Here is a 20,242-nt window from a genome sequence, read left to right as displayed (position 1 = left end):
CTCGTAATATCTAACATTTCAATAAGGATAATTCCACCACCTTTACATAATGTAACCATTTTTTTACACACTATTTACCAATCATCCATTCGTGTTTAAAACTACCAAGCTATTATGAGGATGTAATAATCATTTTCATAGGAGGAGAGAAGGTAAATGGTACTGAAAAAGATGCTGAAAAGCCCTAAGTCAAGGACAGTTTTACTTGCTGCGCTCCTTGTTGGTGCGGTCCCGACGATGAATGTTGCATTGGCAGATCTAGTTGCCACAAAGTATCCTGATGCAGAGACGTACAAGCCCACTCCTGTTCCAGATCGGATTATTTTAAACTGGAAGGGTGACACAGCTACAACACAAGCTGTTACTTGGCGAACGGATATGAATGTCGTTAGCCCACAAGCTCAAATTGCAGTAGCAGAGGATGGACCAGCTTTTAAAGCGAATGCAAAGACAGTATTAGCTGAAGGCAGTAGTGAAGTAAAGGGAAATCAGCCATACACGGCTAAGTTTCACACTGTAAATTTTGAAAACCTAACTCCGAACACAAAGTACTTATACCGAGTAGGAGACGGAGCAAACTGGAGCGAATGGTTTGAATTCACAACAGCTTCCGATAAAGCTGAACCATTTTCTTTCCTATATGTTGGTGATGCTCAAAATGATATTCTTGAACATTGGTCTCGCGTCATTAGAAATGCATACTCTGACCTCCCTGATGCAAAATTTATCATTCATGCAGGAGATTTAATCAATCATGGTGATGCAGATGAGCAATGGGGTGAATGGTTTAAAGCAGGTGGGTGGTTGAACGGTATGGTACCAAGTATTCCTACTCCAGGAAATCATGAATATTCCAAGATAGTGAAAGGAGCACCATCTGGCCTATCACAATATTGGCGTCCACAGTTTGCTTTGCCTGAAAACGGACCAGCTGGTTTTGAGGAAACAGTTTATTACACAGATTACCAAGGCATGAGAATTATCTCACTTGATACGAATCTCAAAGGGAAAGATTTGGATAAGCAAGTGGAATGGTTGGAAGAAACGCTCTCAAATAATCCAAATAAGTGGACAGTCATCACGTTCCATCATCCGATTTATGCCAATTCACCTGGACGAGATAACGTTGAAATTAGAAACAAAGTACTACCTATAATCGAAAAGTATAGTGTTGATTTAGTTCTTCAAGGCCATGATCACAGCTATGCTCGTGGTTATGTGAGCAACAAGCCTTCAGGAAAAAATGCAATGAGCACGAAGAGTGACACTATATTTGTTGTATCAGTTTCAGGTCCTAAAATGTATGATTTTACAACGAAAAATTGGGACGAGAATGGTGCGCAAGTTAGAAGTTCCATAAAGGATACGCAGCTTTACCAATTAATTCGTGTAAATGGAAATAAACTCTCGTACGAAGCTCGCACTGCTACCGGAAATTTATTCGATGGTTTTGAAATCAATAAAACTCCGAGCGGTGAAAAGCAAATAAAAGAGTTGACAAATACTCAGTGGGAAAAAGAAAAGCAAGGAAAGTAAGTTTTGAGAAAGACATTAATAGAGATGGGGCAATTGTTCCATCTCTATTAATGTTATTACGTGAAGGAAGGGATTCATTTATGTGTCGAACTTCGTTACTATCTATAAGTTTTATAGGACTTGTAATAGCATTTCTATTTAATAGTTTTTTTCCTCTCAGTGCCAATGCCCATACGAATAGTTATGGTTATATGAACATTTATGAAAACCCAACAGAAGTTAAAATTGACCTAACTCTAGATTATGAAGAACTAGCTAATGTGGTGAATCTGCCTATTAATATAGAATCTACGTCAATAGAGCAGTTGGAAGCCTCACTAACTACCAAGAAGGATGAAGTAAAAGGTTATATTTCAACAGGAATGAGGGTCTATAGGGACGAAATGATTTGTGAACCTCAATTTATTTCAACGAAGGTTCGCTTGATTGATAAAGATCCTGTTGCTAATTTCCAGCTTCAATATCCTTGTGAAGGGAAATCGACCCGGATTGCCTATGAACTTTTTGTAGATGACATAAACCGATCGCATATAAACTTCGCCACTCTAATCGGAAATAAGGAAACGCAGGAGTTTACGTTTACAATTGCGGAACGAGAATGGGCCATAGGGGAACGAAATTGGTTTAGACAAGCGTGGAACTTTATGGTACTAGGGATTGAGCATATTATTACGGGTTATGATCATATACTGTTCGTTCTCTGTCTTATCATCCCGGCTACTATTACGATAGGAAGAATGGTGGAAGTAATTACAGCTTTTACTCTTGGACATAGTATCACGCTCGGAATTGCTACTTTAGGGATTTTAACTTTACCTGAGAGGATCATTGAACCAGCAATTGCGCTAAGTATTATATTTGTTGCAGTGTCCAATTTATTAAAGTGGGAAACGAAAAATCGTTGGATCATCACATTTTTGTTCGGGCTTATTCATGGATTTGGATTTGCAGGTATTTTACAGGAAATGGAACTATCTCGTAGTACAATAGCCTCTTCATTACTATTTTTTAACGTTGGCGTTGAAGTAGGGCAGATTGCCATCATTGCACTCGTCTTTCCGTTGTTAGTCTTATTCAGAAAGTATAAACGTTTTCCAGCTTTCGTATCTGCCAGTTCTGTATCTATTATTACGATAGGATTGTTTTGGTTTGTACAACGAGCGGCAGGGTTGTAGGTTTTCAACGGGGAAATAAAAAAAGCCCTTTTAAGGCTTCCTACAGCAAATAGAAATGAACCATAAGAAGTAAAAAAGATATGCTCACTTTTACTTTCATACTATTCATCACTCCTATCTGAGTAATATTATTCCTGTAATTAAAGAATATCAAACGGATATTAATTTTTGATTGAAGAATTGTTATATAAACGTAAAATTTCTGAAAAAAAGGACTTTTAATAAAAAAGAAGAAATTAATAATATTATCTTTTTTGAGGAGTGGATAAGGTGACAACGACCCAAGTAGAAATCTTGGAGAAGGAAGAAATACTTCTTGTTGGTTTTTCCGTAATGGAAAGTCTTAATGATATCCTGGCCAATAGGACAGTAGGAATATTACGGGAGGATTTGGATAAAAGAAGTAATGAAGTTGAAAATCGAGAAGGCAACGGGATATATTTAATTCAGATTTATTCTGAAAATGGATGGACTCCAGATACACCATTTGAAAATATTATCGCTGTAAAGGTTTCTTCATTTGGAGAAATTCCTACCGATATGGTAACTCATAAAGTACCGGCGGGACGGTATGCGAAATTCGTACATGTAGGTTTGGAATCGGAAATTAGTCATACGTATGATCGTATTAACAATTATGCATTAAGGCCATTTGACGTAGAATATTGGGAAGATATTCACTCACTGGAAACGGAAGAAAGTGAGATTGATATTTACATACCAGTAAAATAGGGGTTGATTACACTGCTTCTTACATGGAGCTGTGTTTTTTTATGTCTCGATACTTAGCTACAAAATCAATTAACTTTTTGTTTCTTTTCAAAAGTATCTATGACAAAATAACCGCAGAAACCTATGAAAGAAAAAATATAAAAAAAGACTGATAGGTTAAACGCATTTACGAGTACTGGGCCGGTTAAAAGCAAGAAAGACGAAATAATTCTGGAGACGACAAAAGGTAATTTCAAAAGAAAACCCCCATTTTAATATAATTTAATAGTATACAAATTGATCCGACTAAAAGTAAATTTAAAGCTGAAAGTGTTTGTCTATATAATATTAATGGATAGGAATACGATAAACCATATATAAGAATATTTATGTTTTGTAAATTAATTATTTTAGTGTAACCTTTTTAATTTTAATTCGTGTTATTGGTGAAGGGAGGAGCAAATGAAGGAATCATTAGAATCGATATATCAATTTTACTTCAAGGACATCTATCGTTTCCTCCTTTCACTATGTCGCAATCACCATACGGCTGAAGACCTGGTTCAGGAAACTTTTTTGCGGGCGTATTTGCATGTGGAAGATTATGAAAATGCTAGCATTAAGTCATGGTTATTTACGGTCGCTTATCATGCTTTTATTGATTACCATCGTAAACAAAAGCGTATTGAGCTGAAACAAGAGAGCTTTTTCTCAAAGCTATTTGACCGGAAAAAGACTCCTGAGGAAACAGTCGTTATCCAAGAAGATATTCAAGAAATCATTAACCTACTAGAGGATTTACCGGAAAAGCAAAAGTATGCTGTTCTATTGCATGATTTTCATGATCTAAGTTATACAGAGGCAGCGACAATTATGAATGTGTCATTAGCTAATTTTAAAGTCGTTCTATTTCGTGGCAGGCAAGCGATGAGAAGGAAAAAAGGTGAGTGAAAAAAATGAGTGATGATTTTAATAATAAACTAGAAGCTTATGAAAAAGGTCAATTACATGGGGAAGAGTTAACTGATTTTGAAAAGGAATTAGAGAAACTCGAACAATATCAAGAGCATCTTGATGGAAAAAAATCAATGCCGGCAATCCAGATTAATGAAAATAAACAAAAAAAAATTCTCAAAAGAAGTAAATGGAAAGCACGATTTCAAACAGCTTTAACCGCATTGGGTATTTTTATTCTAGTAATGATTGTTTCATCCATGTTGACAGCGGTTTATTATTCATGGGGAAAACCGGATCGCGGTGAGGTTTTTGCGAAAGTGATTGACTATACACTAGCGGTTACGGAACCGGATGGAGATTTCGGGGGAACGAGCACAAATGTAAAACCATTTTTTGGAGCAGAGATGTCGAGAGATCTAAAGAAAAAAGTGGGCGACAATGTAATGAAAGTAGGCGAGTTAAAGGTAAATTTTCTTTTTTCGCTTATGAGTTTTCCGGAAAGAAATTACTTGGGCAATGTATCGGAAAATCCACCGCTGTTTTCTTTTCCAGGATTTGAACGCGGGATGTCGGATTGGAATAGACTTGAAAAACTTCCTGAAGGAACAGTCGTGTCAGCTTATGTTTCTTTCAACAAATTAGAAAGTACGGATGAGGTTTTTCAGCTATTAGGTGAAAAGGATTTTGATATTTCATGGTTTGCAGTGGATACCGGGGTTGAAGGTCAGGAAGAGCATGGTGCTATTCTTGATCCCATTGGTTTCCCAAGCACCCCAATTTGGCATGAGGATGATATGAAACTAGATTCTCGAGAGGAAACGAAAGGATTTTTATTTGGAAAAACCGTGTCAGAAGGCTACTCATCTCCTAGTTATCAAGAAGGCGACAGCGATATGCTTCACAATCAGTTTTTGAAAACACTTCGTTTTCTTGAAAAACACGAGAAGATGGCTAATAAATTATATCTAGGACACAATCTAAATCTTGAGGATAAACTTCAATACCTTAAAAAGAATGGAATCAAACATTATGGTGTTGTCATCACAGGCCCTACAAAAGAGATATTGAAGCTGAAGAATGAAAAAGCCATCAGTACAATTGAAGTGGATGAGGTTGGCTTATGGAACTGGCAGGATTGAGAAAGTAAAAAACTATAACTCATAAGGGCAGTAATCTGCCCTTATTTCAATTAAACCACCATATTAAATATCTCCGCAATCCATTCAGGATTTTCTTCAATATCTACCTTTTTCACATAAATTTTTTTGCACCTTAATAAATTCTGGAATAATACTTTTAACTATATTCAGTATCTCGGTCGGGTCTCTATTACTATGCATTATTAATATTTTATATAGAAAGAATATCGTTTTTTATCTATGTTGTAGGATCTTAAAAACAGGCGTTTTTTCACCAAAAACGAAAGAACCGACTTACAGCCTTTTCAATACAATAAAACATACCAAAACAGGTTGTTTTTTTGTATGAGAAGGAGTGTTAAAAGTGGGAGCCATGACAGGAGAAGCCTTTATTAATCGATTAAATCAACGAAAAACAGAAATTTGGTTTAATGGTAATAAAGTCGAGGGGAAAATCTCAGAGCATCCAGCCTTTAAAGGGCTGATTCATACTAAGGAATCTCTATATGACTTGCAACATGACCCAACGTTTAATGAAGATATGACATTTTCATTACCAGGGAAAAAAGAACGTATTGGTCTTTCCTATTTACAGCCTAAAACGAAGGATGATTTAAAAAGAAGAAGAAAGATGATGGAACACTGGGCTAGACACACGCATGGTATGATGGGGAGAAGTCCCGACTATATGAACTCTGCACTTATGAGCTTCGCCTCCTCCGCTGCCATATTGAAGGATAGAGAAAATTGTTTTCCTGAACATATTCAGGCCTTGTATGAAAGAGCGATGAATGAAGACCTATCGTTTGCACATTCATTTATTACTCCCCAAGTAAACCGTTCCCAAATCAATATGGGTTTTTCAGAGGAACCTATTTCCGCTAAAGTGGTTGAGAAAAATGAAAAAGGTCTTGTTATAAAAGGTGCGCGGCTTCTCGCTACTCAAGGAGGAATAACTGATGAAATACTAGTTTTTTCTGCCCCCAGACTCTTTTTTGATCCCGATCAGGCCTTTGCATTTTCAATTCCTTCAGATACAGAGGGTTTAAAATTTATATGCAGGGAATCTTTTGTAGGAAGTGAGTCTTTATTTAATCACCCACTCAGTGCAAGATACGAAGAGATGGATTCAATCGTTGTTTTTGACAATGTTTTAGTACCGTGGGAGCGGGTCTTTTACTATGATAATGTTGATGCAGCTATAGACTTCCTGAATAAAAGCTCTTTTTATTCCTTTGCTTACCATCAGGTAATCATCAGGCAAGTGGTGAAAACAGAATTTATCCTCGGTGTCGCAGAACTATTGGTCGCAACAATCAATGTGAGCGAATATCAGCATATTCAAGAAAAGCTTTCTGAAATCATTATTGGCCTAGAAACGATGAAAGCCCTATTAGATAAATCAGAAGCTGATGCAGAAATCGATGAATGGGGTTATATGCGTCCAAGCATCATCCCTTTGCAAGTTGCAGGTACAATATTTCCTAAAATGTATCCCCGCTTTTGCGAAATCATTCAATTAATTGGTGCAAGTGGAATGGTTTCTTTGCCAACAGAAAAAGATTTTGAGTCTCCGATTAGACAAGATTTAGAAAAATACCTACAAGCAACAAATAAAACTGCTGAGGATCGCGTGAAACTATTCCGTTTGGCTTGGGATCTAACGATGAGTCCATTTGGAACAAGACAAATTCAATATGAACGATACTTTTTTGGTGACCCCATCCGATTATCTAGTAACTTGTATAAAGCTTATCCTAAACAATTAAGTGTTGATAGAGTAAGTCAATTCTTACATTTGAAAAATGATTAAAAAGAGGCAAATAGCCTCTTTTTGGTTTTTTTCGTAATAAAAGGCTTCCAATATTAGAGGTTTCCCACGTTCTTAGGAGAATACTTTTAATGTTCTATGATTGATAAGGTAACAAGTTCTAAGATTAATGGAACGTGGTAATGCTCCACTTCTACGATTTAGATGGTAATCGTTTTAAGGTTAGTTGTTTTGTTTAAAATTAGCCACGTATTTCCCCTTCAAATCTATAATGTAGGAAAAGCTGCGAGGCTCGTTTTTTTGTAAAAAAATCCCTATGATATAATGATAAGCAGTTCAGTTCATACGGATTAAGGGGGTTTTAGCATCAATGTCATTCCAGAAAGTTGAAGAATTTCTTAATGACCAAAATAAGTCTATACAATTACTCTATAAGCCAATTCTCTTTAATCATTGGATGTCGGCGACAACAGGTGATAAAGAGTGGAGCGACAAACATGAACAGTCTTTGAAGGAATACTTTGCCCACTTTGCCGATCAAGAGGCATATCAAAAAGTCGTAGCATTTAAAAAGGAGAAGTCTCTTCCTGAGTTCCAGTCACGCCAACTAGACGATTTATACAATAAAATGGTGAAGAATCAATTAGATCAAAGTGAACTAGCTAAAACGTTAGAACTTGAAAAAAATATATCTTATGTTTTTAATACATATCGCCCTACACTTGCTGGAAAACAAGTAACGAATAATGATCTCTTACAAACTTTTAAAAATAGTAATCAACACGAGGAAAGAAAAAAAGCTTGGCTTGCTAGTAAACAAGTTGGAAAGAAGATCGAACAAGATCTTTTGAAATTAATACATAAACGAAATAAAGATGCACGAGCGTTGGGATATAATAACTTTTATGAAATGAGTTTAGCTACTCAAGAGTTGGATATCAATACGGTATTTAGCATTTTTAAGCAATTGAAAGACATATCAGATGAACCTTTCCGCTTAATGAAAGAAGAAATAGACGAAGAACGGGCTGGAATTTTTGGTATTAAAAAAGAGGAACTGTGCCCATGGCATTATGTAGATCCGTTTTTTCAGGAGGCTCCACCCGTCAGTGGCGTAGACGCTGATCAATTTTACATCGGTAAAGATCTTGAAAAGATTGTATCAAATACCTTCAAATCAATGGGGTTAAATATTGATGATATTCTTCTAAAAAGTGATTTGTATCCTCGTGAAAATAAAAATCCTTTTGGTTTTTGTACGAATATAGATCGCGAAGATGATATACGTGTTCTCGTTAATCTTGATGAAAGTGTGTATTGGGGAACCGCCTTATTGCATGAGTTTGGACATGCGGCATATTTTAAATATATAGATGATACACTACCATTTTTATTACGGTTTCACTCACACTCATTAACGACCGAAGCGATAGCCTTGTTTTATGGACGACTAACGAAAAATGTTGAATGGCAAAAACGTTTCCTAGAAGTAAAAGAAGAAGAGCTAGTGAAAGATATATCGGAAATCGAGAACATGCTGCGACGACAAATGTTAGTTTCTGCAAGATGGATTATGACCTTTTCCTTTTTTGAAAGGGAATTATATGAAAATCCTGATCAAGATTTGAATCGATTGTGGTGGGATATAGTGAAAAATATCCAATTTGTTAATCCACCTGAGGATACAAGTTACCCTGATTGGGCTTCGAAAATGCACTTTTCATTAGCACCCGCCACTTACCAGGACTATTTATTAGGAGAATTAATGGCGTCTCAGCTGCAACATTATATTGAAACCAATATTTCTAAGGACTTATTTAAACCAGAAGTGGGGATGTTTTTAAAAGATCACTTTTTTAAGTACGGAGCTTCATTACAGTGGAATGACAAAATAAAAATGGCAACTGATGAATATTTGAATCCTGTATATTTCATTAAGCAGTTTTTTTGATTAAAATTATTCCATTGAAAAAATTTTAATAATAGAAGGTGACTAATAATGGACAACCAAGAGCCGCAACTGTTTTCTCACAAGCAATTAGCTGCATCATGTTTCAACAAAGTATGGAACTTTCTAGATAAAGAAGATCTTTCATCGGAAGAAAAGGAAGAGATGATTCACCTTTGCCACAGTTCTTTTTGGCATTGGACTCAAGTTCAAGAGCATACTAAGCAAAATTTATCCATCGGCTATTGGCAGCTTTCCCGTGTATATGCTGTAGTAGGACAAGGCGAGAGTGCTTTGGACTATGCAAAACGCTGTATTTCTATAGGTCTAGAAGCTAGTCTAGAACCATTTTATATTGGGTATGGCTATGAAGCTGCAGCAAGGGCGTATTCTGTATTGCAGCAATCTGATAATTGCCAAGAAATGATGAACCGAGCTTATGAATATGTTGAAAAAGTAACTAATATTGAAAGTAAGCAGCTCTTGTTAAAAGATTTAAATACTGTTGCCAATTGAGTTCTAGTTTTCTAATACAAAGATGTTCAAAGAAGATTTGTAGGTTAAAGAATTCTCCCTGGATCGCCCTCATATAATGTATTGAGTAAATTATGTGAGGGGGTCTTATATGGGGATCAAGTTGATTAAAATTGCTGTTGTTTACTTTTTGATTGGAGTTTCATTTGGACTGTATATGTCTTTCACCCATGTTTTCAAACTGGCTACGGTACATGTGCACATTAATTTACTTGGCTGGATGTCCCTTTCGATTGCTGGTATCTTCTATATTTTATTTCCGAAGCTTGCTCAGACATCTGTTGCCAAGGTCCATTTTTGGCTACACAATATTGGCCTACCTGTCATGATGATCAGCATTGCATTGGCGATATTAGATGTAAGTCCTATCTTTTTCCTTATTGCCACGATAAGTGGAGTCGTAACGGTGATTGGAATCTTTTGTTTCGGGTATAATGTTTTGAAAAATATAGGTTCTTGAAAAACATAATGAGCATTCTCTTCATTCGATTGAAAAAGAGGATGCTTTTTTCGTAGATTTATAAAAAGGATTTTAGCCTATCTTGGAAGAAAAGAATTAATATACTTAAAAAATTGGATTAGGAGTTATTGATGTTGAAAACAAATGTATATTTTGTAAGGCACGCTCATTCTACATACACGCCTGACGAGCTTGGAAGACCTTTGTCTGAACAGGGATTTATGGATGCCCAATTAGTGACGGATATATTTAAAAGTGAAAATGTTGATTTTGTTATATCAAGCCCTTATAAACGTGCGATTCAAACAGTAGAAGGAATTGCGAATTGGATCGATAAAGAAATTATTATTGAAGATGGTTTCAGAGAAAGAAAACTTGCAGAAGGTTCTGTCGTAGATTTTAATGAGGCCATTACGAAAGTATGGGAAAATCCCGACTTTGCCTGGGAGGGTGGAGAATCTAATGTTGATGCCCAAAAAAGGGGGGGAGAAATTACCATGAAGGTGCTCAAAAATTATGAAGGAAAGAATGTCGCTATTGGAACACATGGGAATATTATGGTCCTGATAATGAATTATTTTGATGCCCAATATGATTTTACTTTCTGGAAAAAACTTGCTATGCCTGATATTTATAAATTAACTTTTTCAGAACGGGAACTTATAGGGGTAAAACGACTCTGGGAGCGAGGTGTTCATAATGGTTAAACTAGATCCAATACAAGCCGCTACACAATTTATTGCGGAGCAATTCCCGAATTGTCAAGGTGCTGTGTTGGGAGGGAGTGTTGTGAGGGGAGAAGCAACGGAAACTTCAGATCTGGATATTGTTATTTTTGATGAAAGTTTGCAGTCCTCATTTAGGGAATCATTAACTGCATTTGGTTGGCCAATTGAAATCTTTGTCCACAATCTATTTTCTTATAGATATTTTTTCGAAATGGATTGTAAGGATGCTATACCTACAATGCCAAGAATGGTTTCCGAAGGAATTGTCATAAAGGATGAGGGGATTATTCAATCCATTAAACAAGAAGCAATTGCATTATTAAGTCATGGTCCGGAGAAATGGTCGGATGAAACCATAATAGAAAAACGTTACTTCATTACAGATGTGTTAGATGATTTTATTGGAAGTAAGATTCGAGCAGAAGAAATTTTTATTGCCAATACATTGGCTAATCTAGTTCATGAATTTGTTTTACGAATAAATGGGCATTGGATTGGCTCATCTAAGTGGATTGTTCGTGCTTTAAAGATTTATGATGAAAAGTTTGCCCAAGAGTTTGTAGATGCCTTTGATAAATTTTATCAATCAGGCGAGAAAGACAATATCATTGCAATCGTTGATAAAGTGTTAGAGCCATATGGTGGAAGGCTTTTTGACGGTTTTTTACTTGGGGAAAAAATATTCAACAGATAGTTGAATCCATGTTTTCAACCAACAGTTGATAGGATGATGGGGAAAGGCATGCTACGATAATGTTGACAGTGCGCACTGTACTTATATCCAAATGGAGGAGTTTATATGCTCGATACGAGAAAAATTGGCGCATACATTTCCAAGCTTCGAAAAGATCAAGATATGACACAAATGGAATTAGCAGATCAACTGAATGTCAGCCATCAAGCTGTTTCTAAATGGGAGCGGGGTGAGTCTCTTCCTGATATCGGAACGCTGCCTGCTTTGGCCCAATTATTTGGTCAAACGGTTGATGACATCATGAACGGTGGGGCTACGAGCGAAAATCGAAAGTATCAACATATTGGTAAAATCGTTGAAAAAATGACAGAGGATCGGACAGAAGAGGTTGCGGAACTAATTAATGCAGGTGAAGTGGATGTGGAAGAACTCGTTGATGTTGCTCCGATAGTCAAAACAAGCAAGCTCAAAATGGTTACCGAACAATTAGATGCCGAACGTTTTAATACTGACATCATTGTTAGGCTCGCCCCTTTCCTTGACTCGGAAACGCTGGACGAACTTGTTGAACATGCAATTGAAGGCGAAGTTCAGTGGGACATCGTGTCGAAAATAGCACCGTTCCTAAGTCAGGAAACATTGAATCAATTAGTTGATAAATCAATTGACGGAACCATCGAAGTGCAGGAGCTTGTCAGACTCGCACCTTTTCTCGGAAGAGATCAACTAGATAAGTTAGTTCACCATGCCGAAGATGGGAGTTTTAGTTGGAATATTGTCCAGTCCCTCGCTCCATTTATTAGTAAAGAAACATTAGGCCGTCTCGTCAATCAAGTAGTAGAAGGTACGTTAGATGCAAGTCGAATTGTGGGCCTCGCCCCATTTTTAGGTAAGGAACATATCGATAAACTAATAAATGAAATGGAGATAGAAAATCTAAACCCGGATATTTTGGCGAGTCTTGCTCCATTCATTGACCAAGGGACACTTAGGAATTTGGTGACTAGTTTGATATCGAAAGCTACGTGAATATATTATTGTTGGTATAATGTCTTTATGTACGTTTGTTAATATGAATCTATACATGCTCTATTTTTAAAAAAATATCCTGAATATGATAGAATCTCCACCTTTATAAAAGATGGGGATTTTTTTATTATATATGCTTTTTATATAGGACTGAGCTATAATTAACATAACAGATAATTCTGAACTTTAAATACGGATACTTTAAGATTCAAAGGAGATAGGATGAGTATCTATGGATTACATAAAACATTTGAGATCAATGGTAGGTCATGAGAAAGTAATTATGGTCGTGGCAGGAGCATTCGTTTTTGATGAGGAAAACAGGGTGCTTATGCAAAAGCGTTCAGATAATGGACAATGGGGATTTCCCGGTGGGTTTATGGAATTAGGGGAAAGTGTTCAAGATACAGCGAAGAGAGAAGTTTACGAAGAGACAGGACTTCAATTAGAGAAACTTGAGTTATTTGGAATATATTCGGGTTCAGAGTATGACAAAACATTTGCGAATGGAGATCAAGTATCATTAGTTCAAGTTGTTTTCATTTGTAGACAATATAAAGGTAATTTAGTTGTAAGTAATGAAGAGTCAATACAGAATAAGTTTTTTGCACTGGAAAAGTTGCCACAAAATATATTTACTGATCACAAAATCTTTGTTACTGATTTATTAGCAAAAAAACAACTACCGATTATTGGCTGATTCAGTTTTTTAAATTTATCGGGGGTGGGTTAGGTCCAAAAGAAAGTCACTATCTAAATAGGATTTGGTTTAAGGAGAGGAAAAACTATATGGAACAAAAGCTACTTGAAATACTTAACAAATTATATCCAGTAGATTTTATAAAAGTTGAACCAGTCACAAATGAAATGTATCGGTGTATGACCGAACAAGGAAACTTCTTTGCTAGAATAACGAATTATAAAACATATGATGAACAATTAGAAGAGGTTAAATATACAAACTTTTTATATAACGAAGGATTTGGTGTACCTCCAATAATATCTTCTTTAAACGGCAATTTTATAGAAAAGATAACACTTGATAGAGAAGTTTTAACTGTCATATATAAGGCAGCTTCGGGAGTACACTTACAAAGAAGCCAATGGAAGGCTAATGTATTTAAAGAATTAGGTCGGCAAATTGGCAAGTTACATCGTTTGTCAAAGAAATTTGAAAATGATGAAGAGATTAAATATATTAACGATTGGTATGATAATGAGGAATATAACTTTCTTAAATATATTCCTAAAGAAGAAAGTATGATTAGAGAAGTTGCTCATGAGGTTTTATCAACGATTAAAGAGTTTCCAAAAAGTCACTCAACGTATGGTTTGGTACACGGGGATTTATGGTTAGAAAACATATTAGTAGATAGTGAGTCGAAATTGACAATGATTGATTTTCAAGATTGTGAGAAACATTATTATATATATGATTTAGCTGTTCCAATTTACAGTGCCTTGGAGTATTCGTTTGTAGGGAATGAAAACATAATGGACTATGGTCGTTCGATTACGAGGGCAATAGTCGAAGGATATCAGGAGGAAAATGAGATTTCTCCAGAAATGTTAGATAGGCTCTCTCTATTTATAAAATTAAAGGAAATATTCGAATATAGCTTAATGCATATGTACTGGAATAAAGAGATATTAACTGAAGAACAAATACGAATAATGAACCACTTTAGAATTAGAATAGAACATAATCACTCTATTCTTTCGATATAAAAAAATGGTATTAATCTAACTGGGACTATAGATAAATTTTTCTTTTAATAATCCGTATTGTATTCTTCCGTGTACGACGAAATAGTTAAAAGGTGCCCGAAATATTTTGTTTGGACACCTTTAAGTTTACTTCAGTTTTCCTACAGAACCGCCCTCAATTAATTCAACTATAACCTTTTGAGGTTTTGTTTTCTCTTTTTTAATTAACTGAATCAATTGCTCCGCAGCCTTAGAGCCCCAGTCTTTTTTCGAATAATGAATAGTCGATAATCTTGGGTGGACATATTGGGAAACTTCAATATCATCAAAGCCAATAATGTGTATATGTTCTCCAACGATGTAATCAGTTCCAGATAAATAATTATACATTCCGATTGCCATTTCATCGTTAAAACAGAAGACGGCAACAGGACCCGTATAATTTTGAACAATTTGTTGCGCTGCACGTTCTCCTGAAGGCTTATCAAAGTCGCCTCGTATGACTTGATAGGAAATAGAAGGGTGGCTTTCCATTAGTTCTTGTACAAAGTGCAATCTCTGTTCGGAGTCATAGGAACCTGGAGAGCCAGTTACGAACACGATTTGATCGTGACCTCTCTCAAGCAAGAAATTTACAGCAAGCTCAGCACCCATTTTATTATCGAGCAGCACACGTTCAATATTTGGATGATCCATTTCTCGATCTAAAACAACGAGCTTATGGCCACGGTCTGCATAGCTTATAAGTTCTTCATTAGGAAAAGTAGCGTCTAGAACAATAGCTCCATCAATGATTCCCTCTGGTAAAAATCGGTGAGACTCTTTGCCTGTGCATACGACTAAGTCAAAGTCCTTATTATTTAATGTTTCTCGCATACCGTGAAGAAGCTGGCCAAAGAAAGGACCACTGTAATCTGTTAAAAAAGCACCGATTATTTTGGTCTTTCGTTTTTTTAATGTTCTTGCCGCTGCGTTCGGTATGTAATTCAGTTCTTTTGCGATAGCAAGTATTTTTGCACTTGTTTCTTCCGTCACTTTAGGGCTGCCGTTCAATGCGTAAGAAACAGTGGAAATGGAAACACCTGCTTTTTTCGCTATATCTTTAATGCTAACCATTCCGTTCTCTCCAATCTTGCAAATCCACTTACTTCTAATGTATCGATAGTTTTTGATTTTGACAATCACAAAAAAGAAAAAGCAGCGGTTTATATGCCGCCGCTCTAAAAATTACTTGAAAATTTCTATTGTATTTTGGTGTTCATTTAATCTATTAATCCATTCTTCTTTTGCTACACGGATTCCGCCTTTACGGTATGGATTTTCAATACGGTCAGTAGCTAACGCCTCTCCATTAATGTTAACAGAGGTTTCAGACGCACCCGTCAAATGGTAGACAAAGGTAACAGGCATACTGTCAATTTCAAAATCAAAGCGAAGACCGTTAAGTGTTTCTGGTAATACTGGGTCGATGACTAGGTCGCCAGCTTGGATACGAATGCCAAGAACATTTGAAATCAATTGATTCATATAAATTCCTGGGCCGCTTGAATAGATGCGCCAGCCGCCTTTTACTGCAACGGAACCAGTTCTTAACTCGCCAAATCGATCTTGTGCTTCATAACGAGTATTAAATTTACCGTCAGAACTACTGAAATATGAATTACTTTGACGTAATTCAGCATTTGGCACTGCTTGTTGAATGCTGACTGGGTTAATAATCTCTAGACCTTTCCAAGCATCTTCCGTTTTCCCTAGTTTCGCCATCGCTTCAATATAGCGGATGTGAGCATGCACATATTGTAATCCAACTTCACGACCAAAGTTAGATGCTTGCTCAGCACGTTTGAAATTAGTGCTTACTCCACCATCATAGTTTGCAGGGCGATTCATCAAACGTACTCCATCTGGACAGAAGAATGTTTCTTGGATTAGTTGATAATGCGTTTCTGCTTGTTCTGGTGTTAAAAGCTCACTGATCATGCTACGTGTCATAGGAAGGAGACGGTATTGGATACCAGTCTTCGTATCTTCAGGATGCAGCATTTTTTCTGGCTGATCCGCATTTTCCATGTATAAGAACCCAGGAATAATATGAGATGGTTCCATATATTTGTGGAAATCAGCATTGATGCCAGCTGCAAGTTCATACAATTCTTTTGATTCTACCGGTTTTACTTTTTCTAGGGCTCTTGCCAGCTGTTTAACGGATTGATAAGTTAAAGAGACTGTCCAGCTGCTTGCCATATATTGTTTCAGTTGAGCGTTCGCTGGTTGAAGAGTATCATCCCAGTCTCCATCGCCGTAAGAAGATAGATACGTATCATGCAAGAAATTATTTTTAATATAGTCAATTTCTTTTTTCGCATGGTCGAAAATCGTTGCAGTTTCTTGTGTAAATTGGAAGCTGCCTCGATCCATATATGGAACTTCTTCTTCAAGAATTCCAAAATCCTGCGTTACATTTAAATAATCACTCAATACTTTCAATGGCCAAACAATGATATCACCGTGGCTTTCTCCAGCTTGAATGTTTAGATAGCGATCAAACATGAACCATTGCGGCCAGTTTCCATCGTCTTCAAATTGATGGGAGAATATTGTTTTAACGATATTTTTCACAACATGATATTTTTGTGTTGCCATAAAATATTCAACAGGACCTTGACATACGTCACGAGTTCCCCATGCAGCACCACCATACTGTTCTAGTCCGTGTGGTACCGAATAATGTACGAGCATGTTGTGTGTATACCACCAAGCTAGTGTATTGAACTTTTCAATCGTCTCAGGTGTAGAGCTTTGGTAAGAAAGCTTAAAGCCATTCATCGTTTTCTTGAAAAATTCACGGTATTTTTCAATTTCATTTACGACTTCACATTCAGCGAAAGGCATTTCTTTTCCATGTAGGAGGCCTTGGATTGTCATGGACCAATCAGCTGTTTCATTTACTTCCATTACAACAAGAGATGCTGAGTTAGCTTCCACATTTTCTGCCAATAATTGCTCATTTGCTACAGTGAATTCTGCGCCTGTTACACGTAGACGGTAAGTTAATTCAGGATAGTTATTTTTATTAAAAGAACCTTGACCGGCTTTAAAAGTGAGAACTTCATTTTTTCTCTCCATCACAAATGGTGCTTGAAACTCATTGCTGTCCATAATGACTTGGTTTGTTACGAGATAAGGATACTTTGTTCCGCTCAATGTATGGACGTGTAAATGAACTTCAGTGGAATCAACTGTTGTAAAGTTTGTAATTACAAACGTTTCTGCTTCTGTTTTATAATACCAACGTGCATAGTTAAAGCCCAATTCAAATAGAGAAGGCATCGTTAACAGTTGATAACGGTCATCCATTTTTACATAAATACGTTGACCAGACGTTTTCATTACGTTAAGAGCATTTCTAGCATTCGTATTGAATTTGTTAAAAGAAGTATTGCCGATAACGAGCTGGCAATTGAAAATTCCGTACATGTAAGAAGTCGTTGTAATGACTTCTTCAATGCTTTCTACATTGTTTCCGCTCATTAAAATATGTCCATGCGGGCGCTCAACTAGAAGTTCTTTTTCCTTCAAGACAATATGTTCATGCGTATCTGTAAAGAAAGAAAGCAGAGTTTCACCGTCCAATTCCTCTTGATGACGATTCGGGAAGAGAAGGTTGATTTCTTCTGTTGTCATTGACTTAGTTTGTAGTGGCCCACCTATGGAAGATGAGATTGATACTTTCTTAGTAGAAGTAAAATCATTCAGATCTGTCTGTTTAACTTGGTCCCACGCATCCATAATTTCTTTTTCAAACTCTAATGTTGAGATCGCTTCTGCATGATTTTCTTTCAAAAGACCGTAAAAAACAAATTGCGCTGATCCAGAGAGTTTTACTTTTTCTGTTTGAAGTGCTGTATAAGTGAATTCATATTGATAAACTTCATTTGCGAGTGTTGCTTTAGACAATGCTTCCGGTTTGTTCGTTTCTTTATAAGATTTTCCGAAAAATTGAAAACCATCAGTTGAATAACCAACAACTTTTGACAAGGCACCTTGCTGTACATAAGGGAAACCTGTAGATTGCGGCTGGTTTTGACGAGAGCAAACGATATAGCCTCTCTTATCATCGTTAAACACTTTATTGTCCACATATTGAGACATATATGCCTCATTGGAACGAACCGCACCTTGATCCGCAAGCCCGATATCTTGAGCATAAATAACATCTACTTCTACACCCGAACCATCTACGGCAACGTCCCAAAACCAGATGTTTTGATTCGTTAATGTAAACGTAACTTTGTAGTTTACTTGATTGTAAGAGCCTTCCCAACAAGCTTGATTGTCAGAATATGAGAACTTACTAGTAGATTGCACGCCTAGTAGGGGAATTGCTTCAATTTTTTCATCTTCATGAAAACGTAAATAAATATTATTTAACGAACCATCAATTGGATTGGCGATCCATTGACTAATCATGAGATGATTAGAGGTTGCAACTTGCAAATCTCCACTGTTTAAAAATGAAAATTGCACATTACCTGCATTCATCTTAATCGTTGAATCTGTAATAGTGGTCATGATTAAATCCCTCGAATCAATGATATATTATTAAGGTAATCGAAACGTTTCGATTCCTTTGTTAATTGGATTATAAACGCATTGAAAAGGTAAGTCAATGAGAGAATCGAAACGTTTTTATTAATTCTTTATATATGCTAATATGATAGCAAGTAACCTTGCCAAAAGATTAAATAGTTTTCAATTTTGAACTCATAATTTTGTCTCTTCTTAAATAAGGTAGAGCCAGGAAACTTAGCCTGACCAACATGGTGAATTTTATTGTAGAAGTAGCGATGGCTGTTCTAACGTTTCCTTCGCTGTGAAATATTTAGAAAGAGGTAACGCGAGCGTTCTTGTGTGCCTATTGCAGTGTAATATTCGGAAAAAGGTAACGCAAGCCATTCTTATGTTCCCTTCATCCGGGTATTATTCGAAAAAGAGGTACGTAAGGCATAGGGACTCCTTCTTCTCAATGAATGTTTCTAATAAAAGGTTAAAAAGTTAGATGGAAGCTAGCTATTAAATATAAGTGAAATAAAAATATTGATATCTTTATTGGTAGGGGTTACATTTTTGATAGAGGAGAATTGCAAAGGGGGTTGGTAATAGATGAATGAACATCGAATTCAAAAAGAGGTAACCATTACAAAGCAAATAGAGTTATCTTATTTATTGTCATTGCCGAAAGACTATGAAGAAAATCACGATGCGTCCTATCCTCTCGTTTTATTTTTACATGGAGCGGGAGAGCGCGGCGATGATTTGAACCTAGTAAAAGAACATGGACCGCCAAAACTAGCTAAGGAACGTGATTTTCCATTTATCCTTGTGTCACCGCAATGTCCGTTCGAGATGAGATATTCGACATGGAATCTTTATATGGACGATCTCAATGCGCTTATCGATGAGATCATTGAACTATACCGAGTAGACAAGAAAAGGGTCTATGTAACCGGTCTAAGCATGGGAGGCTTTGGAACATGGGATATAGCAAAGCGATATCCTGAAAAGTTTGCTGCAGCTGCCCCAATCTGTGGCGGGGGTTCCACGAAGCAAATAGAACGGCTGAAGGATGTTCCTGTTTGGGCTTTTCATGGAGCGAAAGATGATGTCATTCTATTAGAAGAAAGCGAACGTATGGTAGAAGCACTCAGTGAAGTAGGGGGAGACGTGAAGCTAACTGTTTATCCTGATGCCAATCATGATTCTTGGACAGAAACGTATAATAACCCTGACTTTTATACTTGGCTTTTAAGTCAAAGTAAAAAATAGTAAGTGGTGGCGTTTTCAAAATATATT

General features: G+C 36.5%; 17 protein-coding genes. 15 read left to right on the top strand and 2 right to left on the bottom strand.

The genetic code is table 11. The annotated features are described in order from the left end of the window. Positions 1 to 156 precede the first annotated feature (156 nt). The 14 genes from KHA93_RS14850 to KHA93_RS14785 all read left to right on the top strand — a co-directional run bounded on the left by KHA93_RS14850 (position 157) and on the right by KHA93_RS14785 (position 14,410). Positions 157 to 1,536, top strand: a complete 1,380-nt coding sequence (locus KHA93_RS14850) for a purple acid phosphatase family protein (RefSeq protein ID WP_213111443.1) — start codon at positions 157 to 159, stop codon at positions 1,534 to 1,536. Then, positions 1,509 to 2,711 (top strand): HupE/UreJ family protein, encoded by a 1,203-nt coding sequence (locus KHA93_RS23735; RefSeq protein WP_213111442.1) that lies wholly within the window; start codon positions 1,509 to 1,511, stop codon positions 2,709 to 2,711. Before KHA93_RS14850 ends, KHA93_RS23735 begins: the two co-directional genes overlap by 28 nt. A gap of 270 nt (positions 2,712 to 2,981) precedes the next feature. Beyond that, positions 2,982 to 3,443: a GyrI-like domain-containing protein gene (locus KHA93_RS14840; RefSeq protein ID WP_213111441.1), complete on the top strand. Its 462-nt coding sequence runs from the start codon at positions 2,982 to 2,984 to the stop codon at positions 3,441 to 3,443. A 441-nt stretch (positions 3,444 to 3,884) separates the two neighbouring features. Next, positions 3,885 to 4,373, top strand: a complete 489-nt coding sequence (locus KHA93_RS14835) for a sigma-70 family RNA polymerase sigma factor (protein ID WP_213111440.1) — start codon at positions 3,885 to 3,887, stop codon at positions 4,371 to 4,373. A 5-nt stretch (positions 4,374 to 4,378) separates the two neighbouring features. Continuing rightward, entirely contained in the window at positions 4,379 to 5,518 is a 1,140-nt protein-coding gene (locus KHA93_RS14830; RefSeq protein WP_213111439.1) for an anti-sigma factor, read from the top strand. Between the two features lie 364 nt (positions 5,519 to 5,882). Next, positions 5,883 to 7,331, top strand: coding sequence for a 4-hydroxyphenylacetate 3-monooxygenase, oxygenase component (gene hpaB / locus KHA93_RS14825; protein ID WP_213111438.1), 1,449 nt, complete (start codon positions 5,883 to 5,885; stop codon positions 7,329 to 7,331). A gap of 328 nt (positions 7,332 to 7,659) precedes the next feature. Further along, positions 7,660 to 9,240 (top strand): gluzincin family metallopeptidase, encoded by a 1,581-nt coding sequence (locus tag KHA93_RS14820; RefSeq protein ID WP_213111437.1) that lies wholly within the window; start codon positions 7,660 to 7,662, stop codon positions 9,238 to 9,240. Positions 9,241 to 9,288: 48 nt separating this feature from the next. After that, the gene (locus KHA93_RS14815) at positions 9,289 to 9,753 is read left to right on the top strand and encodes a hypothetical protein (protein ID WP_213111436.1); all 465 of its coding nucleotides are present in this window, start codon (positions 9,289 to 9,291) and stop codon (positions 9,751 to 9,753) included. 109 nt (positions 9,754 to 9,862) lie between these two features. Beyond that, positions 9,863 to 10,231, top strand: coding sequence for a cytochrome-c oxidase (locus KHA93_RS14810; RefSeq protein WP_213111435.1), 369 nt, complete (start codon positions 9,863 to 9,865; stop codon positions 10,229 to 10,231). 131 nt (positions 10,232 to 10,362) lie between these two features. Beyond that, positions 10,363 to 10,938: a histidine phosphatase family protein gene (locus tag KHA93_RS14805; protein WP_213111434.1), complete on the top strand. Its 576-nt coding sequence runs from the start codon at positions 10,363 to 10,365 to the stop codon at positions 10,936 to 10,938. Beyond that, positions 10,931 to 11,653 (top strand): nucleotidyltransferase domain-containing protein, encoded by a 723-nt coding sequence (locus KHA93_RS14800; RefSeq protein ID WP_213111433.1) that lies wholly within the window; start codon positions 10,931 to 10,933, stop codon positions 11,651 to 11,653. The genes KHA93_RS14805 and KHA93_RS14800 overlap by 8 nt, the downstream gene beginning before the upstream one ends. Positions 11,654 to 11,758: 105 nt before the next feature. Further along, on the top strand, positions 11,759 to 12,682 hold the full coding sequence (locus KHA93_RS14795; protein ID WP_213111432.1) for a helix-turn-helix domain-containing protein: 924 nt from the start codon (positions 11,759 to 11,761) through the stop codon (positions 12,680 to 12,682). A 232-nt stretch (positions 12,683 to 12,914) separates the two neighbouring features. After that, the gene (locus tag KHA93_RS14790; RefSeq protein WP_213111431.1) at positions 12,915 to 13,382 is read left to right on the top strand and encodes an NUDIX hydrolase; all 468 of its coding nucleotides are present in this window, start codon (positions 12,915 to 12,917) and stop codon (positions 13,380 to 13,382) included. A 62-nt stretch (positions 13,383 to 13,444) separates the two neighbouring features. Continuing rightward, positions 13,445 to 14,410: a phosphotransferase enzyme family protein gene (locus KHA93_RS14785; RefSeq protein ID WP_213112952.1), complete on the top strand. Its 966-nt coding sequence runs from the start codon at positions 13,445 to 13,447 to the stop codon at positions 14,408 to 14,410. A 126-nt stretch (positions 14,411 to 14,536) separates the two neighbouring features. Here KHA93_RS14785 and KHA93_RS14780 read toward each other — a convergent pair whose 3' ends face one another. Next, entirely contained in the window at positions 14,537 to 15,505 is a 969-nt protein-coding gene (locus KHA93_RS14780) for a LacI family DNA-binding transcriptional regulator (RefSeq protein WP_213111430.1), read from the bottom strand. A 111-nt stretch (positions 15,506 to 15,616) separates the two neighbouring features. Then, entirely contained in the window at positions 15,617 to 18,961 is a 3,345-nt protein-coding gene (locus KHA93_RS14775; RefSeq protein ID WP_213111429.1) for a GH36-type glycosyl hydrolase domain-containing protein, read from the bottom strand. Between the two features lie 591 nt (positions 18,962 to 19,552). On the opposite strand from KHA93_RS14775, the gene KHA93_RS14770 reads away from it, so the two are divergent. Next, entirely contained in the window at positions 19,553 to 20,215 is a 663-nt protein-coding gene (locus tag KHA93_RS14770) for a carboxylesterase family protein (protein WP_213111428.1), read from the top strand. Positions 20,216 to 20,242 lie beyond the last annotated feature (27 nt).

The organism is Lederbergia citrisecunda, from assembly GCF_018343695.1.
GTDB lineage: Bacteria > Bacillota > Bacilli > Bacillales > Bacillaceae_C > Lederbergia > Lederbergia citrisecunda.
Note: the sequence above shows the minus strand (reverse complement) of the source record. Positions and strands in the feature narration are given on the sequence as shown.